16 protein-coding genes are annotated in these 20,659 nt (G+C 65.7%); 13 read left to right on the plus strand and 3 right to left on the minus strand.

Translation table 11 applies throughout. The features are described 5' to 3' along the window. Positions 1–96: 96 nt before the first annotated feature. A complete protein-coding gene (recN, locus tag RM463_RS16910) occupies positions 97–1,770 on the minus strand; it encodes a DNA repair protein RecN (RefSeq protein ID WP_311430721.1) in 1,674 nt (557 codons plus the stop codon). A gap of 274 nt (positions 1,771–2,044) precedes the next feature. On the opposite strand from recN, the gene grpE reads away from it, so the two are divergent. From grpE to dnaJ, 3 genes are all read left to right on the plus strand, one after another. Continuing rightward, positions 2,045–2,674, plus strand: a complete 630-nt coding sequence (gene grpE / locus RM463_RS16915; protein WP_311430722.1) for a nucleotide exchange factor GrpE — start codon at positions 2,045–2,047, stop codon at positions 2,672–2,674. Between the two features lie 125 nt (positions 2,675–2,799). After that, complete coding sequence (gene dnaK, locus RM463_RS16920; protein ID WP_299233784.1) at positions 2,800–4,731, plus strand: molecular chaperone DnaK; 1,932 nt, start codon at positions 2,800–2,802, stop codon at positions 4,729–4,731. Between the two features lie 104 nt (positions 4,732–4,835). Beyond that, positions 4,836–5,987 (plus strand): molecular chaperone DnaJ, encoded by a 1,152-nt coding sequence (gene dnaJ, locus RM463_RS16925; RefSeq protein ID WP_311430723.1) that lies wholly within the window; start codon positions 4,836–4,838, stop codon positions 5,985–5,987. Between the two features lie 109 nt (positions 5,988–6,096). Here the strand turns inward: dnaJ and corA are convergent, their stop codons facing one another. Then, entirely contained in the window at positions 6,097–7,062 is a 966-nt protein-coding gene (corA, locus tag RM463_RS16930) for a magnesium/cobalt transporter CorA (protein WP_311430724.1), read from the minus strand. Positions 7,063–7,241: 179 nt separating this feature from the next. On the opposite strand from corA, the gene RM463_RS16935 reads away from it, so the two are divergent. From RM463_RS16935 to greA, 6 genes are all read left to right on the plus strand, one after another. Continuing rightward, on the plus strand, positions 7,242–7,520 hold the full coding sequence (locus RM463_RS16935; protein WP_311430725.1) for a DUF2218 domain-containing protein: 279 nt from the start codon (positions 7,242–7,244) through the stop codon (positions 7,518–7,520). Beyond that, a complete protein-coding gene (locus RM463_RS16940; RefSeq protein WP_311430726.1) occupies positions 7,517–8,431 on the plus strand; it encodes a DMT family transporter in 915 nt (304 codons plus the stop codon). Before RM463_RS16935 ends, RM463_RS16940 begins: the two co-directional genes overlap by 4 nt. A 57-nt stretch (positions 8,432–8,488) precedes the next feature. Further along, a complete protein-coding gene (dapB, locus tag RM463_RS16945; RefSeq protein WP_311430727.1) occupies positions 8,489–9,295 on the plus strand; it encodes a 4-hydroxy-tetrahydrodipicolinate reductase in 807 nt (268 codons plus the stop codon). 429 nt (positions 9,296–9,724) lie between these two features. Continuing rightward, on the plus strand, positions 9,725–10,873 hold the full coding sequence (gene carA, locus RM463_RS16950; protein WP_311430728.1) for a glutamine-hydrolyzing carbamoyl-phosphate synthase small subunit: 1,149 nt from the start codon (positions 9,725–9,727) through the stop codon (positions 10,871–10,873). A 69-nt stretch (positions 10,874–10,942) separates the two neighbouring features. Continuing rightward, on the plus strand, positions 10,943–14,173 hold the full coding sequence (gene carB, locus RM463_RS16955; protein WP_311430729.1) for a carbamoyl-phosphate synthase large subunit: 3,231 nt from the start codon (positions 10,943–10,945) through the stop codon (positions 14,171–14,173). Then, positions 14,170–14,646, plus strand: coding sequence for a transcription elongation factor GreA (gene greA, locus RM463_RS16960; protein ID WP_299233770.1), 477 nt, complete (start codon positions 14,170–14,172; stop codon positions 14,644–14,646). Before carB ends, greA begins: the two co-directional genes overlap by 4 nt. Before the next feature lie 246 nt (positions 14,647–14,892). Here greA and yhbY read toward each other — a convergent pair whose 3' ends face one another. Next, positions 14,893–15,219: a ribosome assembly RNA-binding protein YhbY gene (yhbY, locus tag RM463_RS16965; protein ID WP_195688511.1), complete on the minus strand. Its 327-nt coding sequence runs from the start codon at positions 15,217–15,219 to the stop codon at positions 14,893–14,895. 167 nt (positions 15,220–15,386) lie between these two features. Between yhbY and rlmE the strand changes: the two genes are divergently transcribed. The 4 genes from rlmE (at position 15,387) to glmM (ending at position 20,606) form a co-directional block, all read left to right on the plus strand. Beyond that, positions 15,387–16,046, plus strand: coding sequence for a 23S rRNA (uridine(2552)-2'-O)-methyltransferase RlmE (rlmE, locus tag RM463_RS16970; protein ID WP_195688510.1), 660 nt, complete (start codon positions 15,387–15,389; stop codon positions 16,044–16,046). Between the two features lie 202 nt (positions 16,047–16,248). Next, a complete protein-coding gene (gene ftsH, locus RM463_RS16975; RefSeq protein WP_311430730.1) occupies positions 16,249–18,234 on the plus strand; it encodes an ATP-dependent zinc metalloprotease FtsH in 1,986 nt (661 codons plus the stop codon). Between the two features lie 228 nt (positions 18,235–18,462). Continuing rightward, on the plus strand, positions 18,463–19,248 hold the full coding sequence (gene folP, locus RM463_RS16980) for a dihydropteroate synthase (protein WP_311430735.1): 786 nt from the start codon (positions 18,463–18,465) through the stop codon (positions 19,246–19,248). Then, the gene (glmM, locus tag RM463_RS16985) at positions 19,248–20,606 is read left to right on the plus strand and encodes a phosphoglucosamine mutase (protein WP_195688507.1); all 1,359 of its coding nucleotides are present in this window, start codon (positions 19,248–19,250) and stop codon (positions 20,604–20,606) included. The genes folP and glmM overlap by 1 nt, the downstream gene beginning before the upstream one ends. The last annotated feature ends 53 nt before the right edge of the window (positions 20,607–20,659 follow it).

Raw genomic sequence — 20,659 nt, forward strand, 5'->3', positions numbered from 1 at the left:
TCTAAAACGCCACGGCCCCGATCACCGATCGGGGCCGTGGCGTTTCTGGGCCGATTATCCGCGGCCGGTACTCACTGTTCGGCGGTCAGGCAGCGATCAGTGGTGGGGGTGCTGGCTGGCATCGAGCATCTCCCGGGCATGGGCCAGGGTGCGGTCGGAGAGGTTGACCCCGCCCAGCATGCGCGCCAGCTCGCCGACCCGGCCGGCCTCATCGAGCAGCGCCATGCGGGTCAGGGTGGTGTCGCCCTCGGCCTGCTTCTCGATATGCAGATGGCGGTGGGCTTGGGCCGCCACCTGGGGCAGGTGGGTCACCGTCATCACCTGCCCCTGTTCGCCGAGCCGGCGCAGCAGCTGGCCGACGATCTCGGCGGTGGCGCCGGAGATACCCACATCCACCTCGTCGAACACCAGGCTGGGGATGGTGGAGTGGCGTGCCGCCACCACCTGGATCGCCAGGCTGATGCGCGACAGCTCGCCCCCCGAGGCGACCTTGGCCAGTGGCCGTGCCGGCTGGCCGGGGTTGGCGGCAATCAGGAAGCGCACGCTGTCCAGTCCCTCGGCGGCGGGCGTCTCACGCTCGCTCACCTCGACCTCGAAGCGTGCCTTGCCCATGGCCAGGAAGGCTAGCTGCTCCTGCACGGCCTCGCCGAAGCGTGCGGCCGCCTGGCGCCTCGCCTCGCCTACCTCCCGGGCCAGGCGCTTCCACTCCTCGCGCAGGGCCTCGACCTCGGCGGAGAGGCTGTCCAGGTCCTGGTCACCCTCCTCGAGGGTCGCCAGCTCGGCCTGCAGGTCCTGATGCAGCGCCAGCAGCTCCTCGGGCATCACATGGTGCTTGCGTGCCAGGCGGTGCACGGCCCCCAGGCGCTCATCCACCCAGGCCAGGCGCTCGGGGTCGAGCTCGGTATCCGCGGCGAGGTGGGTCAGTTCGCGGGCCGCCTCCTCGACCTGGATGCGCGCCTCCCCGAGCATGGTCAGCGTCTCCGCCAGGCGACCTCGGTCGCAGCCAGGCAGCGTTTCGAGCCGAGTGATCGCCTGGGTGAGACAGCTGATGGCGCCACCCTCGTCGCTGTCGCAGCACTCGCTGGCGAACTGCGCCTCGCGCAGGCGCTCCTCGGCGTGGGCCAGCTCCTCCTGCTCCTCCTCCAGGGCCTTCAGTTCGCCCTCGGCGAGGCCCAGCTGGTCGAGTTCCTCGACCTGGTAGCGCACCAGCTGGCGGCGGGCGCTCAGCTCGTCGCCATCCTCGGCCAGGCGCTTGAGCCGTCGCCGGGCGGCCTGCCAGGCGCGAAAGCGCTCGGCCATGCCGGCGACGGTGTCGCGATGTCCGGCGAAGTCGTCGAGCAGGCGAAGGTGGGTCTCTTCGCGCAACAGCTGCTGATGGGCATGCTGTCCATGCACCTCGATCAAGTGCTCGCCCAGGCCGCGCAGATCGGCGATCGTCACCGGCTGGCCGTTGATCCATGCCTTGGAGCGGCCGTTGGCACTCACCACTCGCCGCAGCAGGCAGTCGTCGCCGGGTAGCTCCCGGGCGGCCAGCCAGTCGCGGGCCTGGGGCAGGTCGGTGATATCGAAGCGGGCGGAGAGGTCGGCGCGCTCCCGGCCGTGGCGCACGCTGGCGGCATCGGCACGCTCGCCCAGGCAGAGGCCGAGAGCCCCGAGCAGGATCGATTTGCCGGCGCCGGTCTCGCCGGTGATGGCGGTCATGCCGCCGGCGAGTTCCAGCTCGAGATGGTCGACGATGGCGAAGTCGCGAATGGCAAGTTCCGTCAGCATGGTGTCTCCCCGGGCGGGCCTGTCTGCTGGCTACTGTTCATGCATACAAGAATTGAGTTTTTATACAGTAGTTCAGGGCTCCCGACAATGCACAGTCGGTCGATGAAACCTGGTTTGAAAAACGAGTTGAATCGCGAGTTGAGACTCGATGCCTTGAGTTCCGACGAGGCGTCCCCATATAGCGGGCATAACCGTTTCACGTAGCCATACATGCAGCATCGGCGCCCTCGCGACGCCGTTTTCGCACCCTAGACAAGCGCTTCAGGAGAGACCCATGGCCAAAGACCCCCAGACCCCGCTGGACGAGGAGCTCAAGCACCACGAGGAGGAGGCAGAGCCCCAGGCCGAGCCGGAGCTCGTGGAAGGTGAGCTGGAGGACGCGGCCGAGGCCGCTGATCAGGCCGACCAGGCAGCAGCGGAGAGTGACAACCCCGAGGCCGAGGTGCTGGCGGCCCGTGTCGAGGAGCTCGAGCAGAGTGTAACGGAGGCCAAGGACCAGGCGCTGCGCGCCGCCGCCGAGGCCCAGAACGTACGCCGCCGCGCCGAGCAGGACGCCGAGAAGGCGCGCAAGTTCGCCCTGGAGAAGTTCGTCAAGGAGCTGCTGCCGGTGGTCGACAGCCTCGAGAAGGCGCTGGAGGCCATGGCCGACGGAGCGAGCGAGAGCCATCGCGAAGGTGTCTCCATGACCCTCAAGCTGCAGCTCGATGTGCTCGGCAAGTTCGGCGTCGAGGTGGTGGACCCCGCCGGTGAGCCCTTCGACCCGCAGTACCACGAGGCCATGGCCATGGTGCCCAACCCCGAGCTCGACCCCAACAGCGTGATGGAGGTGGTCCAGAAGGGCTATCTGCTCAACGGTCGCCTGGTGCGTCCGGCCATGGTGGTGGTCAGCCAGGCTGCCGGCTGAACGGCAACAAATCCGGGTCGCAAGGCTTGAAAAGTTCTCCGCGGCCCCCAGATAGAAAGCAACTCCGCGGCGCAGGCCGCTGAATACCACTCCTGAATACATCACACGACTTTCGAGGATTTCCTATGGGACGCATCATCGGAATTGACCTGGGTACCACCAACTCCTGTCTCGCCGTGCTCGACGGTGACAGCGCCAAGGTGATCGAGAACGCCGAGGGTACCCGCACAACACCTTCCGTCATCGCCTACACCGATGATGGCGAGACGCTGGTTGGGCAGTCGGCCAAGCGCCAGGCGGTCACCAACCCCGAGAACACCCTGTATGCCATCAAGCGCCTGATCGGTCGTCGCTACAAGGACGACGTGGTCCAGAAGGACATCAAGATGGTGCCCTACAAGATCGCCGAGGCCGACAATGGCGACGCCTGGGTCGAGGTGAAGGGCAAGAAGCTGGCACCGCCCCAGGTCAGCGCTGAAGTGCTGAAGAAGATGAAGAAGACCGCGGAAGACTACCTGGGTGAGGAAGTCACCGAGGCGGTCATCACCGTGCCGGCCTACTTCAACGACAGCCAGCGCCAGGCCACCAAGGACGCGGGTCGCATCGCCGGCCTCGAGGTCAAGCGCATCATCAACGAGCCGACCGCGGCGGCGCTGGCCTACGGCATGGACAAGTCACGTGGCGACAAGACCATCGCTGTCTACGACCTGGGCGGCGGCACCTTCGATATCTCCATCATCGAGGTGGCGGATGTCGACGGCGAGACTCAGTTCGAGGTGCTGGCCACCAACGGTGACACCTTCCTGGGTGGTGAGGACTTCGACCTGGCGCTGATCAACTACCTGGTCGACCAGTTCAAGAGCGACAGCGGCATCGACCTGTCCGGCGACAACCTCGCCATGCAGCGCCTCAAGGAAGCCGCCGAGAAGGCTAAGATCGAGCTTTCCAGTGCCCAGCAGACCGACGTCAACCTGCCGTACATCACGGCCGACAACACCGGTCCCAAGCACCTCAACGTCAAGGTGACCCGTGCCAAGCTCGAGTCGCTGGTCGAGGACCTGGTCAAGCGCTCTCTCGAGCCCTGCAAGACCGCGCTCAAGGATGCCGGCCTGTCCGCCTCCGAGATCGATGACGTCATCCTGGTCGGTGGTCAGACCCGCATGCCCATGGTTCAGCAGTCGGTTGCCGACTTCTTCGGCAAGGACGCCCGCAAGGACGTCAACCCGGACGAGGCCGTGGCCGTGGGTGCTGCCATCCAGGGCGGCGTGCTGGGCGGCGACGTCAAGGACGTGCTGCTGCTCGACGTCACGCCGCTGACCTTGGGCATCGAGACCCTGGGTGGCGTGATGACGCCGTTGATCGAGAAGAACACCACCATCCCGACCAAGAAGACCCAGACCTTCTCGACCGCGGATGACAACCAGACCGCCGTGACCATTCACGTGCTGCAGGGTGAGCGCAAGCAGGCGGGCGGCAACAAGTCACTGGGTCGCTTCGACCTGGCCGACATTCCGCCGGCACCGCGTGGCGTGCCGCAGATCGAGGTCGCCTTCGACCTGGACGCCAACGGCATCCTCAACGTGTCCGCCAAGGACAAGGCCACCGGCAAGGAGCAGTCGATCGTTATCAAGGCCTCCAGTGGTCTCTCCGATGACGAGATCGAGCAGATGGTCCAGGACGCCGAGGCCCACGCCGACGAGGACAAGAAGTTCGAGGAGCTGGTTCAGCTGCGCAACCAGGCCGATGGCATGGTCCACGCCGCACGCAAGACCGTAGAAGAAGCCGGTGAGCACGCCACCGACGAAGAGAAGGAAGCCATCGAAAGCGCCGCCAAGGAGCTGGAAGAGGCCATCAAGGGTGACGACAAGGATGACATCCAGGCCAAGCTCGACAAGCTGACCGAGGCCTCCGGCAACCTGGCGCAGAAGATGTATGCCGCCCAGGCCGAAGCCGGCCAGCAGGAAGGTGCCGAGGCGGGCGACGCCGGTGCCAAGCCGGAAGATGACGTGGTCGACGCCGAGTACGAAGAAGTCAACGACGACCAGAAGAAGCAGTAAACTACGCATCTGAACGACGCATCTAAGCCATGGATGACACCAGCGCGGGGGCCTGACTCCCGCGTTGGTGTTTCCGAGGGACCGCGACGGAGGCGGACAGACCCATGTCCAAACGCGACTATTACGAGGTGCTGGGCGTAGAGCGCGGTGCCGATACCAAAGAGATCAAGAGGGCCTACCGCCGGCTCGCCCAGAAATTCCATCCCGACCGCAATCCGGATGATGACGGCGCGGCGGAGAAGTTTCGCGAGGTCTCCGAGGCCTACGAGGTACTCAGCGACAGCGAGAAGCGTGCCGCCTATGACCAGTTCGGTCATGCCGGCGTGGATGGCCAGGGTGGTGGCTTCGGCGGAGGCGGCTTCGGTGGCGCCGGTGCCGGTGGCTTCAGCGATATCTTCGGCGACGTATTCGGCGATATCTTCGGTGGCGGCGGTGGCCGGCGTCATCCCAACGCCCCGGCCCGCGGCAGCGACCTGCGCTACAACCTCGAGCTCGACCTCGAGGATGCCGTATCCGGCACCAGCGTGGATATCCGCGTGCCGCGCCATATCGAGTGTGAGCGCTGTGACGGCGACGGTGCCGAGCCGGGCTCCAGCAAGGAGACCTGCCCGACCTGTTCCGGCCACGGCCAGGTGCGCATGCAGCAGGGCTTCTTCGCCGTGCAGCAGACCTGCCCGACCTGTCATGGCTCCGGTCAGCACATCAAGGTGCCGTGCCACAAGTGTAATGGCGAGGGGCGTGTACGCGAGACCCGCACCCTGTCGGTGAAGATTCCCGCCGGGGTGGATACCGGCGACCGCATTCGCCTTAACGGCGAAGGCGAAGCCGGCATCAACGGCGGCCCGCCCGGGGATCTCTATGTGCAGGTGAACCTCAAGCCGCACCCGATCTTCCAGCGCGACGGCCGCAACCTGCAGTGTGAGGTGCCGATCAACTTCGTCGATGCGGCGCTGGGTGGCGAGCTCGAGGTGCCCACCCTGGCGGGGCGGGTCAAGCTGAAGATCCCGGCCGAGACCCAGACCGGCAAGCTCTTCCGCCTGCGGGGCAAGGGCGTCAAGCCGGTGCGCGGTGGCGCGCCTGGCGACCTGATCTGCAAGGTGGTGATCGAGACGCCGGTGAAGCTCACGGAAGAACAGAAAGAGCTGCTGCGTCAGTTCCAGGACAGCCTGGGTGGCTCCAGCAGTGCCCACCACTCGCCCAAGAAGAGCGGCTTCTTCGACGGCGTGAAGAAGTTCTTCGAGGATATGAAGCCGTAACGGTTTCTTCCTGGCAAGCGCCTGGCAGGGCCCCGTCACCGAGAGGTGACGGGGCCCTGCTGCATTTCAAGGCATGACTCAGCGCCTCAGGTGGAGGCCAATGACTTCACTACAGCCACCCGGCACGGCGGAAGCGTCGATAGAGGGCGCCGCAGGCGCCACCCATGGCCAGCAGGGCCAGGGGGTAGCCGATCCGCCAGTCGAGCTCGGGCATATGAGTGAAGTTCATCCCCCAGATGCCGGCGAAGATGGTGGCCACGCCGAAGATCGCTGCCCAGGCGGCGAGCCGCTTGTTCACCTCGCCCTCGTCGATGGCAACCATCGAGAGGTTCACCTGGATGGCGGTGATGATCATCTCGCGGATGGTGTCCACCGCCGACTCGATGCGGTGCAGGTGGTCGTAGACGTCGCGGAAGTACTCCCGGGTCTCGCGGCAGAGTGCCGGCACCCGGCCGCCGAACAGGTGACTGACCGCCTCGCCCAGCGGCATGGCGGCGTGCTTCAGCTGCATGGTCTGGCGCTTGAGCTGGTAGAGCCGCTCCAGGCTGGTGCGAGCCGACCCTTGGACGAAGATCTGGTCCTCGATGCTCTCCAGCTCCGCCTCCAGTGCCTGCACCATCGGGAAGTAGTGGTCGACCACCGCATCCAGCAGCGCGTAGAGCACGAAGGCCGGCCCCTGGCTGAGCAGTTTGGGGTCGCTCTCGCAGCGCCTGCGCACCTCGGCGAAGCCCTGGCCCGGATGCAGTCGCACCGAGAGCACGTAGCCGGGGCCGGCGAATACCGCCACCTGCCCAGACTGCAGTTCGCCCTCGGTCATGGAGACCATGTGCATGATCATGAACAGCGCCGAGTCGTACTCCTCGAGCTTAGGGCGCTGGTCACCCTTCAGGGTGTCCTCCACGGCCAGCTCATGAAGGCCGAACGCCTCCTGGTAGTGTGCCATCTCCTGTGCGCTGGGGTCGTGCAGGGCCACCCAGACAAATCGGTCGGGCTGCCCCAGGTAGTCGCCGATCTGGTCGGGCTGGATATCGTGCAGGCGGTGGCCCTTGTCGTAGACCACACAGTTGATGAGCATTGGCTAACCCTCCCGGTCATGACTGGTGTCCTGGATGACCCCAGTGTGCCAGGAAGTCGCCCGATGTGACTCCCGTTGGCGCCGGTGGCGTGGCGGGCAGCGTAGGCGGGGAGGGGGTGGCGTTCCACGGGGCGGCATCATAGTCTGGAGTCTCGACATTTCTGCAGAGGATAAGCGTTATGCCTGTTTCACGCGCCGAGTTGCACGCCGAGGATGCGGCGGCCCTGATCGACCAGCTCTGCAAGCGCTGGGCCGGTGCCAAGGAGATAGATCGTGCCAGCGATCCGGTGCAGGTGACCTTCGAGGAGGGCAGTTGCTACCTGCAGGCCCAGCCGGACAAGCTGCTGGTGGTGGTGGAGGCCCTGGATGATGAGAGCCACAACGAGCTCGAGGGCCAGGTGGACAATGCCCTGGATGAGCTCAGGGGCGTCGAGCTGGATATCGTCTGGGAGGCGTGAGCCAGAACGTAACCGCCCGTGGTGCCCATCTCGGCATGCTGGTGTGGGCGATGCTGGTAGGGCTCTCCTTTCCCGTGGTGGGGCTGATGAGCGAGTTGCCGCCGCTGCTGCTTACCGCCCTGCGCTTCACCATCGCCTGCGCCGGCCTCTATCTGCTGGCCAGGCGTTCGGCGAACTTCTTGCCGCAAGGACGAAGTCTGCCGCTCTATGCGCTGATGGGGGCATGCCTGGCCGGCTTCTTCGCGGCGATGTTCTGGGCCGCCCATCACGCCACGGCACTCTCCATGGCGACCCTGTATGTCACGGTACCGCTGCTGGCCTTCCTGCTGGGGCGGGGGTTGCGAGTGGAGGCCCCGGGCTGGCGGTTGCCGGCGATCCTCGCCCTGGGGGCCCTCGGTGCCCTGGGGCTGGCTGTTGCCGAGGGGTGGCAGCAGGGCGGCGAGCTGCGTTTCGGTCTCGGCGAGGCGGTGTTCTTCGCGGGCTGCCTCTCCTCGGCGCTCTATCCGGTGCTTAGCCGCTGGGGATTGGCCAGAGAGCATCTGCCGGAGTCGGCAGCAGTTCGCACCTTCTGGAGCCTGGGGCTGGGGGGCGTGCTGGTCGGCGCGCTGGGGCTCGCCACCGAGCCACTGGAGCATCTGGCGAACATGACCGCCCTGGATCTGGCGCTGCTGGTCTATCTGGGACTCTGCTCCAGCGCCCTGACCTTCTGGCTGATGCAGCGAGCCACCGCGGCGCTGACCCCGGGAGTGGTCACCGCCTACGGCTATCTGGTGCCCTTCGTCTCCATGCTGCTGCTATTTATGCGTTCGCCGCCGCAGATCGGCTGGGTGTGGCTGCCCGGCAGCCTGATGGTACTGCTGGCCATGGCGCTGCTGATGCGGCACGAGCGGCCCTCGCCACGGCTGGGATAGCCTTCGCTCTGATATACTCCGGTCATTCGCCAACCTACCGCTTACGCAGGAGTTCCTATGACCCGTATCGCCATCGTCGGTGTCGCCGGCCGCATGGGCCGCACCCTGGTCAACGCCGTTCAGCAGGATGATGGCGCCACCCTGGCGGGGGGCATCGTCGAGCCGGGCAGTACGCTGGCGGGAGCCGATATCGGCGAGCTAGCGGGAGTCGGCAGGCTGGGCGTGGCCGCCGTGGAGTCGCTGGAGGCCATCGTCGATGACTTCGATGTGCTGATCGACTTCACCGCCCCCCGGGTCACGCTGGCCAACCTGGCGTTCTGTGCCGAGCATGGCAAGCGCATGGTGATCGGGACCACCGGGCTTGCCGATGAGGAGCTGGCCACGCTGGAGGGCTACAGCGAGCGGCTGCCCTTCGTCTTCGCGCCCAATATGAGCGTCGGGGTCAACCTGACCCTCAAGCTCCTGGAAACCGCGGCCAAGGCGCTGGGCGACGAGGGGTACGATATCGAGGTGATCGAGGCGCACCATCGCCACAAGGTGGATGCGCCCTCCGGCACGGCGCTCAAGATGGGCGAGGTAATGGCCGATGCCCTGGAGCGCCCGCTCAAGGAGTACGGTGTGTATGAGCGTGTCGGTCAGTGTGGCCCGCGCAGCGACAAGGAGATCGGCTTCGCCACCGTGCGCGCCGGGGATATCGTCGGTGAGCATACGGTGATGTTCGCCAGCGAGGGTGAGCGCATCGAGATCACCCACAAGGCCTCCAGTCGCATGACCTTTGCCAAGGGCGCGGTGCGCGCGGCACGCTGGGTCGCCGGTCAGGGCAACGGCCGCTATGCGATGCAGGACGTGCTCGGTCTGGAGTGAGGGGGTAACCCAGGACTATCGCTGTTACCGCCATGGATAGTGAAAGGCGCCGGGGCCAGGCCGGAGAGGGGGTCCGAGGACCAAGGATGGCCGAGGTAGCCTACAGGGAGGTACTCGTAGCGCCCCCTCGAAGGCCTGTCGCCGGAACAGCCTTGAGCGGTGCCGTCATCTGCGATAGCCCTGCCATGGAGGCGGAGGGGTAGTCGCCGGGCAGCGATTCCTGTAATATCCCCAAAATTTTGGCCGGGCGCATGGGTGAGAGCCCCTTCACAGCGCTTGTTGCTTCGGCCCCCAGAGTTCTGAGCACATCAGTTCCGAGCGAATGACAACAAGCGGGATGAAACCGGTCCATATCAGGTTTCATCCCGCTTTTTTGCGACTGGCGTACGGCGGCGCTGAGAATCCCTTGACGAGCAGGAGGACGTTACCTTGAACAGACCCGCGATACTGGCCCTGGAAGACGGCAGTGTGTTTCATGGCACGGCGATTGGCGCTGATGGACAGACCAGCGGTGAGGTGGTGTTCAATACGGCCATGACCGGCTATCAGGAGATTCTTACCGATCCCTCCTATGCTCGCCAGATCGTCACCCTGACCTACCCCCATATCGGCAATACCGGCGTCAATGCCGAGGACGTGGAGTCCAGCGGCATCGCCGCCGCCGGCCTGGTGATTCGCGACCTGCCGCTGCTGGCCAGCAACTTCCGCTGCGAGCAGACCCTCTCCGACTATCTCAAGAGCCAGAATGTGCTGGGCATCGCCGAGATCGACACCCGTCGCCTGACCCGCCTGCTGCGTGACAAGGGTGCCCAGAACGGCGCGATTCTGGCCGGTACCGAGGCCGAAGGTGAGGATGCCGTCGAGCGTGCACTGGCCGCCGCCCGTGACTTCCCGGGCCTTGCGGGCATGGATCTGGCCAAGGTGGTCTCCTGCAAGGCGCCCTACGAGTGGACCGAGGGCGAGTGGACCCTGGGCCAGGGCTACAGCGACGCCAGCCAGGGCGAGCGCCCCTTCCATGTGGTGGCCTACGACTTCGGCGTGAAGTACAACATCCTGCGCATGCTGGCCTCCCGCGGCTGCCGTCTCAGCGTGGTGCCGGCCCAGACTCCGGCCGCCGAGGTGCTGGCGATGAGCCCGGACGGGATCTTCCTCTCCAACGGTCCCGGTGACCCCGAGCCCTGCGACTATGCCATCACGGCGATCCAGGAGCTCCTCGAGAGCGGGATTCCGATGTTCGGCATCTGCCTGGGGCATCAGCTGCTGGCGCTGGCCAGCGGTGCCAGCACCATGAAGATGAACCACGGCCACCACGGGGCCAACCACCCGGTGCAGGATCTCGATAGCGGCCGCGTGATGATCACCAGCCAGAACCACGGCTTCGCCGCCGATGAGGCCCAGCTGCCGGCCAATCTGCGTGCCACCCACCGTTCGCTGTTCGACGGCACCTTGCAGGGGGTCGAGCGCACCGACTGCCCGGCCTTCAGCTTCCAGGGCCACCCCGAGGCGAGCCCAGGCCCGTGCGACGTGGCGCCGCTGTTCGAGCGATTCGTCGAGATGATGCGAGCTCGCCGGGCCTGAGTTAGCACTTAGAGCCAGTTAGAGCCAGAGACACGTCACCACTCGTCACCTACTTCTGCGGGAAGCACCATGCCCAAGCGTACCGACATCCAGAGCATCCTGATCATTGGCGCCGGCCCTATCGTCATCGGCCAGGCGTGTGAATTCGACTACTCCGGCGCCCAGGCCTGCAAGGCGCTGCGCGAGGAGGGCTACCGGGTCATCCTGGTCAACTCCAACCCGGCCACCATCATGACCGACCCGGCCATGGCCGATGCCACCTATATCGAGCCGATCACCTGGCAGGCGGTGGAGAAGATCATCGAGGCCGAGAAGCCGGATGCCATTCTGCCCACCATGGGCGGGCAGACCGCGCTCAACTGCGCCCTGGAGCTGGACAAGCATGGCGTGCTGACCAAGCACGGCGTGGAGATGATCGGTGCCAATGCCGATGCCATCAACAAGGCCGAGGACCGTGACCTCTTCGACCAGGCCATGAAACGCATCGGCCTGGAGTGCCCCAAGGCCAAGGTGGCTCACACCATGGACGAGGCCTGGGAGATCCAGGGCGAGCTCGGCTTCCCGGTGATCATCCGCCCCTCCTACACCATGGGCGGTTCCGGCGGGGGCGTGGCCTACAACAAGGAGGAGTTCGAGGAGATCTGTACCCGCGGCTTCGAGCTCTCCAACAACCACGAGCTGCTGATCGACGAGTCGCTGCTGGGGTGGAAGGAGTACGAGATGGAGGTCGTGCGTGATCGCAACGACAACTGCATCATCGTCTGCGCCATCGAGAACTTCGACCCCATGGGCGTGCACACCGGTGACTCCATCACCGTGGCCCCGGCCCAGACGCTGACCGACAAGGAGTACCAGATCATGCGCGACGCCTCGCTGGCGGTGCTGCGCGAGATCGGCGTCGAGACCGGCGGCTCCAACGTGCAGTTCGGCGTCGACCCCAGGACCGGGCGCATGGTGGTCATCGAGATGAACCCGCGGGTGTCACGCTCCTCGGCGCTGGCCTCCAAGGCCACCGGCTTCCCGATCGCCAAGATCGCCGCCAAGCTGGCCGTGGGCTACACCCTGGACGAGCTTTCGAACGACATCACCGGCGGCCAGACCCCGGCCTCGTTCGAGCCCTCCATCGACTACGTGGTCACCAAGATTCCGCGCTTCACCTTCGAGAAGTTCCCCCAGGCCAACGACCGCCTGACCACCCAGATGAAGTCGGTGGGCGAGGTGATGGCGATCGGCCGCACCTTCCAGGAGTCGCTGCAGAAGGCGCTGCGCGGCCTGGAGACCGGCAACGATGGTCTGGACCCCAAGGTGACCCGCTTCGATGCCGACGGGATGGCCCATATCAAGGGCGAGCTGCAGGCCGCCGGGGCCGAGCGCATCTTCTTTATCGCCGATGCCATGCGCGCCGGCATGACGCGCGATGAGATCTTCACGCTGACCAATATCGACCCCTGGTTCCTGGTGCAGCTCGAGGACCTGGTCGCCACCGAGGGCGAGGTCGCCAAGCGCTCGCTCTCCGAACTCGACGCCCGCGAGCTGTTCCGTCTCAAGCGCAAGGGCTTCTCCGACGCCCGCCTTGCCTCGCTGCTCGGTGTCTCCGAGAAGGAGTTTCGCAGGACGCGTCAGAAGGCCGGTATCCGCCCGGTCTACAAGCGGGTCGACACCTGTGCCGCCGAGTTCGCCTCGGACACCGCCTACATGTACTCCACCTATGAGGAGGAGTGCGAGGCGGAGGTCTCCGACCGCCAGAAGATCATGGTGCTGGGCGGTGGGCCCAACCGGATCGGCCAGGGCATCGAATTCGACTACTGCTGCGTCCACGCCGCCTTCGCCATGCACGATGACGGCTACGAGACGGTGATGGTCAACTGCAACCCGGAGACCGTCTCCACCGACTACGACACCAGTGACCGCCTTTACTTCGAGCCGGTGACCCTGGAGGATGTGCTGGAGATCGCCGACAAGGAGCAGCCGGTCGGCGTGATCGTGCAGTTCGGCGGTCAGACCCCGCTGAAGCTGGCCCGCGAGCTGGAGGCCGCCGGCGTGCCGATCATCGGCACCACCCCGGATGCCATCGACCGCGCCGAGGACCGTGAGCGCTTCCAGCAGATGATCGACAAGCTGGGCCTCAAGCAGCCGCCCAATGCCACCGCGCGCAGCTTCGAGGAGGCCTTCGCCAAGGCCGAGGCCATCGGCTATCCGCTGGTGGTGCGTCCCAGCTATGTACTGGGCGGGCGCGCCATGGAGATCGTCTATGACGCCTCCGAGCTCGAGAACTACATGACCCACGCGGTCAAGGTCTCCAACGACTCGCCGGTGCTGCTCGACCACTTCCTCAATGCCGCCGTCGAGATCGATATCGACGCGGTCAGCGACGGCAAGCAGGTCGTGATCGGCGGCATCATGCAGCATATCGAGCAGGCCGGCGTGCACTCCGGTGACTCCGCCTGTTCGCTGCCGCCCTATTCGCTGCCCGCCGAAGTGCAGGACGCGATGCGCGAACAGGTGCGCCAGATGGCGGTGGAGCTGGGCGTCAAGGGGCTGATGAACGTGCAGCTGGCCTGGCAGGACGGCGAGATCTACATCATCGAGGTCAACCCGCGCGCCTCGCGTACCGTGCCCTTCGTCTCCAAGTGCATCGGCACCTCGCTGGCCCAGGTCGCCGCGCGCTGCATGGCCGGCACCACCCTCGAGGAGCAGGGCTTCACCCGCGAGATCGTGCCGCACTTCTTCAGCGTCAAGGAGGCGGTCTTCCCGTTCAACAAGTTCCCGGGGGTCGACCCGATCCTGTCGCCGGAGATGAAATCCACCGGTGAGGTGATGGGCAGCGGGGATACCTTCGCCGAGGCCTTCTACAAGGCGCAGCTGGGGGCCGGCGAGGCGATTCCGCCGCTTTCCGGGCCGCGCAAGGCGTTCCTCTCGGTACGTGAGCCGGACAAGGCGGGTGTTATCGGGGTGGCCCGTTCTCTGATAACATTGGGCTTTACACTGTGCGCGACCGGCGGTACCGCGGCGGCCCTGAAGGCCGAGGGTATCGACGTCGAGGTCGTGAACAAGGTCTTTGAAGGCCGCCCGCATATCGTCGATCTGCTCAAGAACGACGAGATCGCCTATATCGTCAATACCACCGAGGGTCGCCAGGCGATCAACGACTCCTCGGTGATCCGTCGCACCGCGCTTGCCCGCAAGGTTCCCTACGCCACCACGCTGGCGGGGGCGAACGCCGTTTGTCTGGCGCTCGAGTACGGCAACGAGATCACGGTGCGGCGGCTACAGGAATTGCATGCAGGAGCTGCGCAATGAACAAGGTCCCGATGACCGTCGCCGGAGAGTCGCGTCTGCGCGAGGAGCTCGAGCACCTCAAGGGCGAGGCGCGTCCCAGGGTGATCGCCGCCATCGCCGAGGCCCGCGAGCATGGTGATCTCAAGGAGAACGCCGAGTACCATGCGGCCCGCGAGCAGCAGGGCTTTATCGAGGGGCGTATCCAGGAGATCGAAGGCAAGCTCTCCAACGCCCAGGTGATCGATGTCACCAAGCTGCCCAGGACGGGCAAGGTGATCTTCGGTGTCACCGTGGAGCTGCTCAACCTCAACAACGACGAGGAGGTGACCTACCGGATCGTCGGCGAGGATGAGGCGGACATCAAGCAGGGCAGGATCTCCGTGACCTCGCCCATCGCCCGTGCCCTGATCGGCAAGGAGGAGGGTGATGTGGTGGTGGTCAAGACCCCGGGTGGCGACGTCGAGTACGAGATCTCGGGCGTCGAGCATCTGTGACTCCAGCTGTAAGCTTTAAGCCGTAAGCTGTAAGTCAAAACCTCAACACCCCCCAAGGCGTCGCCTTGGGGGGTGTTGTCGTATGGAGCCGCCGGTGGGAGGGATGCTTCGCATCGCGACTGGCGCCGCAGGCGCCCGGCGGTGCCGGCCGGCTCGGGGTGGCCTGTTCGGGAGGTCTTCGGCCTCCGTCGCGAGACAGGGTCTCCCTCCTACCTCGAGGGGTGCCTCCCTACCTCAAGGCGTACCTTAACGTCGCCCGTGGTGGTCCGCGTAGCGCTGGACGTTGGAGAGCTTCGGGTTGGCCCTGGGGTTGGCGCGATAGAGCAGCGCCATCTTGCCGATCTTGTGGACCAGCTCGGCGCGGCTGGCCGCGACCAGCTCCTCGAGCATGGCCTCGCGCTCATCGCGCTCCGGCAGGGCGAACTTCACCTTGATCAGCTCGTGGTCGTTGAGGGCTCGGTCGAGCTCCGCCAGCACTCCCTCGGAGATGCCGTTCTCGGAGATCATCACCACCGGGTTGAGGTGGTGGCCGATGCTGCGAAATGCTTTCTTTTGTGCCTGTGACAAGCTCATGGTATCTTGCATCTTCTCGGTTGCGCGCAACCAGCCATGGTACGCGCAAATCGTCACGCCGAAAACGTCTTCGGCGAAAGCGCCGTTTCAGCCGGCCACTCCTCGGCGCTCCGGTACCGTTTTTTGCTCCGCGCCAAGTCTTCTCCCGTTACGTCCCAGGTGATGCCGTGGCCCGTTCCCGCACCTCATCCCCCGCCTCTGGCAAGCACTCCGCAAGCAAGACCAGCAAGGGCTGGTTGAAGGAGCACTTCGATGATCAGTATGTGCAGCGCTCCAAGCTGGAGGGGTATCGCTCGCGGGCCAGCTACAAGCTGCTCGAGCTCGACGAGAAGGATCGTCTCCTCGTTCCGGGCATGACCGTGATCGACCTGGGGGCGGCCCCCGGTGGCTGGAGTCAGGTGGCCGCCGAGAAGGTGGGGCCCGAGGGGGTGGTGATCGCCTCCGATATCCTCGAGATGGATGCCCTGGCCGGGGTCGACTTTATCCAGGGAGACTTTACCGAGGAGGAGATCCTCGAGGCGATCCTTGCGACGCTGGGCGAGCGCCCGGTCGACCTGGTGATGTCCGACATGGCACCCAACATGAGTGGTATGGCCGCCATCGACCAGCCCCAGGCGATGTATCTGGTGGAGCTGGCGCTGGACCTGGCCGGCCAGACCCTGCGCCCTGGTGGAACCTTCCTTGCCAAGGTGTTCCAGGGCGAGGGCTTCGATGAATACCTGAAGGCGCTGCGTGGCGCCTTCACGCGGGTGGTGACCCGCAAGCCCGGCGCCTCGCGGGCGCGCTCCCGCGAGGTCTATCTGCTGGCGCAGGGCTTTCGCGGTTGACTCGAGAGGTCATGGCGCCGTGATAGCCCTGGCCTAACGGGGCGATTGAAGGACAAGGCAGAATAATGTGTGTCACAGTGCCTGTTGCGAATGACCGCGTATGTAGTTGCATAGTGGCGGTGGCCGAACGCGGCCGGCTCCTGTAGTGTCCAACGTGCCAGGTCCTTGCGGCCGATAGATTTCAGATATTGAGGGTAGTCCCTTGAACGATATGGCGAAGAACCTGATCCTGTGGTTGGTCATCGCGGCGGTGCTGCTGACGGTGTTCAACAACTTCAGTGTCGACAGCTCACCCCAGACGATGAACTACTCCCAGTTCGTCCAGCAGGTGCAGAACCAGCAGGTGCGCAGCGTCACCATCGATGGCTATACCATCAATGGTGAGCGTACCGATGGCTCCCAGTTCCAGACCATCCGCCCCGCGGCGGAGGACCCCAAGCTGATGGATGACCTGCTCTCCAGCAACGTCACCGTGGTGGGCAAGAAGCCCGAGCAGCAGAGCCTGTGGATGCGATTGCTGATCGCCAGCTTCCCGATCCTGCTGATTCTGGCGATCTTCATGTTCTTCATGCGCCAGATGCAAGGCGGCGGGGCCGGCAAGGGTGGCCCCATGAGCTTCGACAAGTCCAAGGCCAAGCTGCTCTCCCAAGATCAGATCAAGACCACCTTCGCCGACGTCGCGGGCTGTGACGAGGCCAAGGAGGAGGTCGAGGAGCTGGTCGACTTCCTGCGCGACCCCACCAAGTTCCAGCGCCTGGGTGGCACCATCCCTCGCGGCGTGCTGATGGTGGGCCCGCCCGGCACCGGCAAGACGCTGCTCGCCAAGTCGATTGCCGGCGAGGCCAAGGTGCCGTTCTTCTCGATCTCCGGCTCCGACTTCGTCGAGATGTTCGTCGGCGTGGGCGCCTCCCGTGTGCGTGACATGTTCGAGCAGGCCAAGAAGCAGGCGCCCTGCATCATCTTCATCGACGAGATCGACGCCGTGGGCCGCTCCCGCGGGGTCGGCATGGGCGGTGGCAACGACGAGCGCGAGCAGACCCTCAACCAGCTGCTGGTGGAGATGGACGGCTTCGAGGCCAATGAGGGCATCATCGTCATCGCCGCCACCAACCGCCCCGACGTGCTCGACCCGGCCCTGATGCGTCCGGGACGCTTCGACCGCCAGGTGGTGGTGCCGCTGCCCGATATCCGCGGCCGTGAGCATATCCTCAACGTGCACCTGCGCAAGGTGCCGCTGGCCGATGACGTCAAGCCGTCGCTGATCGCTCGCGGCACGCCCGGCTTCTCCGGTGCCGACCTGGCCAACCTGGTCAACGAGGCCGCCCTGTTCGCCGCGCGTCGCAACAAACGCCTGGTGGGCATGGAGGAGCTCGAGCTGGCCAAGGACAAGATCATGATGGGGGCCGAGCGCCGCTCCATGGTCATGACCGAGAAGGAGAAGCTCAACACCGCCTATCACGAGTCGGGCCATGCCATCATTGGCCTGGTGATGCCGGAGCATGACCCGGTCTACAAGGTGACCATCATCCCGCGTGGCCGTGCCCTGGGCGTGACCATGTTCCTGCCCGAGCAGGATCGCTACAGCCTGTCGCGGCAGCAGATCATCAGCCAGATCTGCTCGCTGTTCGGTGGCCGCATCGCCGAGGAGATGACGCTGGGGCCGAACGGGGTAACCACCGGTGCCTCCAACGATATCAAGCGCGCCACCGAGCTGGCTCACAACATGGTCGCCAAGTGGGGGCTCTCCGAGGAGATGGGCCCGGTCATGTACGACGAGGATGAGTCGCACCAGTTCCTGGGTGGCCCCGGTCAGGGCGGCAAGCTCAAGTCCGGCGAGACCATCTCCAAGCTCGACAGGGAGGTACGCAAGGTCATCGACGGGTGCTACGAGCAGGCCCGCGTGATCCTCGAGGAGAATCGCGACAAGCTCGACGCCATGGCCGATGCGCTGATGAAGTACGAGACCATCGATGCCGACCAGCTTAAGGACATCATGGCCGGGCGCACGCCGCGACCGCCCAAGGATTGGGAGGATGGAGACTCCTCCGGACCTGGCGCCCCGGTGACCGAGGGGGCTCGCGACGCGGCGACCCCGGATGAGCCGGAGCAGGTCGACGGTGACGAGGATGACGACGAGGAGCCGCGTCGTCGGCCCTCCGACCCGCTGGGTGGCCCGGCCGGCTCCTGAGCCCGCAGCCCATCCCTGTCAGGCGCCCCCCGCGGGGGCGCCTTTGCCTTTCTGATCGGCCCGTTTTCTCTATCCTTCAATTCACTATCATTCAATTCTCTGTTCTTCAGTTCACTACCCTTCAACTTGTTACCCTTCGATTCACCTACCCTCCGAGCGAAGATGAACGCGAACTCCCCCTCCCTGATGTGCGGTCGGCATCGGCTCGACCTCTCCTACCCCCGCGTCATGGGGATCCTCAATGTCACCCCCGACTCCTTCTCCGACGGGGGGCACCATGTGTCCCTGGACGATGCCCTGCGCCATGCCGAGCGCATGCTGGCGGAGGGGGCGGCGATCATCGATGTCGGCGGCGAGTCGACCCGTCCCGGGGCCGATGGGATCTCGCCCCAGCAGGAGCTCGAGCGGGTGGCGCCGGTGGTGGAGGCGCTGGTCCGTGAGCTGGATGCCCTGGTCTCGGTGGATACCAGCAGTCCCGAGGTGATGCGCGAGAGTGCCGCCCTGGGGGCCGGCATGATCAACGATGTGCGCGCCCTGGAGCGTGAGGGGGCGATGGTCGCCGCCATCGGCAGCGGCCTGCCGGTGTGTCTGATGCATCGCCAGGGCGAGCCCCGCGACATGCAGCAGGGGCCCCGTTATGATGTGCCCATCGAGGAGGCGGTAGCCGAATATCTCGCGGCGCGCGTGGCGGCCTGCGAGCAGGCTGGCCTGCATCGTGATCGCATGCTGCTCGACCCGGGCTTCGGCTTCGGCAAGACGGTGGAGCACAATCTACGCCTGCTCAACCGCATGGAGCGTCTTGCCGAGCTCGAACTGCCGATGCTGGTGGGCATGTCGCGCAAGAGCATGATCGGCAAGGTGCTCGAGCGCCCGGTGGAGGAGCGCCTGCCCGGCGGCCTGGCGCTGACGGCGCTGGCGGTAGAGCGCGGCGCCCGCATCCTGCGTGTCCACGATGTCGCCCCCAGCGTGGATGCGGTGAACATGACCTGGGCAGTACTCAAGGAGAGTTGCTGATGGCTCGACGCTATTTTGGAACGGATGGAATTCGCGGCACCGTCGGCGAGGCACCGATCACCGCCGACTTCATGCTCAAGCTGGGCTGGGCCACCGGGCATGTGCTCGCCGCACGCCATGGCAAGCGGCGCTGCCGGGTGCTGATCGGCAAGGACACCCGCATCTCCGGCTACATGTTCGAGTCGGCCCTGGAGGCGGGACTCTCGGCGGCGGGGGTCGATGTGGCCCTGCTCGGCCCCATGCCGACCCCGGGTATCGCCTACCTGACACGCACCTTTCGTGCCGATGCCGGCATCGTGATCTCGGCATCCCACAATCCCTTCGCCGACAATGGCATCAAGTTCTTCTCCACCGACGGCGCCAAGCTCAACGATGAGGTCGAGGAGGCGATCGAGGCGATGCTCGATGAGCCGCTGACCACCGTGGCCGCGGACCGCCTGGGCAAGGCCGAGCGCATCGATGATGCCGACGGCCGCTATATCGAGTTCTGCAAGTCGACCATCCCCGATCGGGTCAGCCTCGAGGGGCTCAGGGTGGTGCTCGACTGTGCCCACGGTGCCACCTACCACATCGCCCCCAGCGTGTTTCGCGAGTTGGGTGCCGAGGTGAGCGTGATCGGTGCCGCCCCCGACGGGCTCAATATCAATCGTGAGGTAGGCTCCACCCATCCGGCGGCGCTGCGCGCGGCGGTGATCCAGCAGGGGGCCGACCTGGGAGTGGCCTTCGACGGTGACGGCGACCGGGTGCTGCTGGTGGATAGCGACGGCCGCGAGATCGATGGCGACGACATCCTCTATCTGATCACCCGCGATCGCCATGCGCGTGGCGAGCTGGGTGGCGGCGTGGTCGGCACCCTGATGTCGAACTTCGGCCTGGCCGCGGCGCTGGAGACCATGGGGGTGCCCTTCGAGCGCGCCAAGGTCGGCGACCGCTATGTCATCGAGCGGCTCGCCGCCAACGGCTGGCAGCTGGGTGGTGAGTCCTCCGGTCATATCGTCTGTGGCCATGTACAGACGACCGGCGACGGTATCGTCTCGGCGCTGCAGGTGCTGGCCATCATGATGCGCGAGGGCAAGTCGCTGCAGAGTCTGCTGGCGGGGCTGGAGAAGGCCCCTCAGGCGCTGGTCAATGTGCGGCTGACCCCCGGCAGCGATGCCCGGGCGGTGATGGCGATGCCGGCCCTCAAGGAGTCGGTGAGCGAGGTCGAGAGGGAGCTCGGTGAAGAGGGGCGGGTGCTGCTGCGCCCCTCCGGCACCGAGCCGCTGATCCGCGTGATGGTCGAGGGTCGTCCTCACCTGGACGTGGACGGTCTGGCACGGCGTCTCGCCGAACGGGTCGAGGCGCTGCTCGGCGCCTGAGGACTCGCTGGTCGAGGGCTCGGGGGTGGCCGGTTGTCTTGACAGGGCCTCTC

The organism is Halomonas sp. LES1 (assembly GCF_031846005.1).
GTDB lineage: Bacteria > Pseudomonadota > Gammaproteobacteria > Pseudomonadales > Halomonadaceae > Halomonas.

Coding starts and splice junctions, on each gene's coding strand:
- recN (WP_311430721.1), bottom strand. CDS start 1,770: ATGCTGACGGAACTTGCCATTCGCGACTTCGCCATCGTCGACCATCTC.
- grpE (WP_311430722.1), top strand. CDS start 2,045: ATGGCCAAAGACCCCCAGACCCCGCTGGACGAGGAGCTCAAGCACCAC.
- dnaK (WP_299233784.1), top strand. CDS start 2,800: ATGGGACGCATCATCGGAATTGACCTGGGTACCACCAACTCCTGTCTC.
- dnaJ (WP_311430723.1), top strand. CDS start 4,836: ATGTCCAAACGCGACTATTACGAGGTGCTGGGCGTAGAGCGCGGTGCC.
- corA (WP_311430724.1), bottom strand. CDS start 7,062: ATGCTCATCAACTGTGTGGTCTACGACAAGGGCCACCGCCTGCACGAT.
- RM463_RS16935 (WP_311430725.1), top strand. CDS start 7,242: ATGCCTGTTTCACGCGCCGAGTTGCACGCCGAGGATGCGGCGGCCCTG.
- dapB (WP_311430727.1), top strand. CDS start 8,489: ATGACCCGTATCGCCATCGTCGGTGTCGCCGGCCGCATGGGCCGCACC.
- carB (WP_311430729.1), top strand. CDS start 10,943: ATGCCCAAGCGTACCGACATCCAGAGCATCCTGATCATTGGCGCCGGC.
- greA (WP_299233770.1), top strand. CDS start 14,170: ATGAACAAGGTCCCGATGACCGTCGCCGGAGAGTCGCGTCTGCGCGAG.
- yhbY (WP_195688511.1), bottom strand. CDS start 15,219: ATGAGCTTGTCACAGGCACAAAAGAAAGCATTTCGCAGCATCGGCCAC.
- folP (WP_311430735.1), top strand. CDS start 18,463: ATGGGGATCCTCAATGTCACCCCCGACTCCTTCTCCGACGGGGGGCAC.
- glmM (WP_195688507.1), top strand. CDS start 19,248: ATGGCTCGACGCTATTTTGGAACGGATGGAATTCGCGGCACCGTCGGC.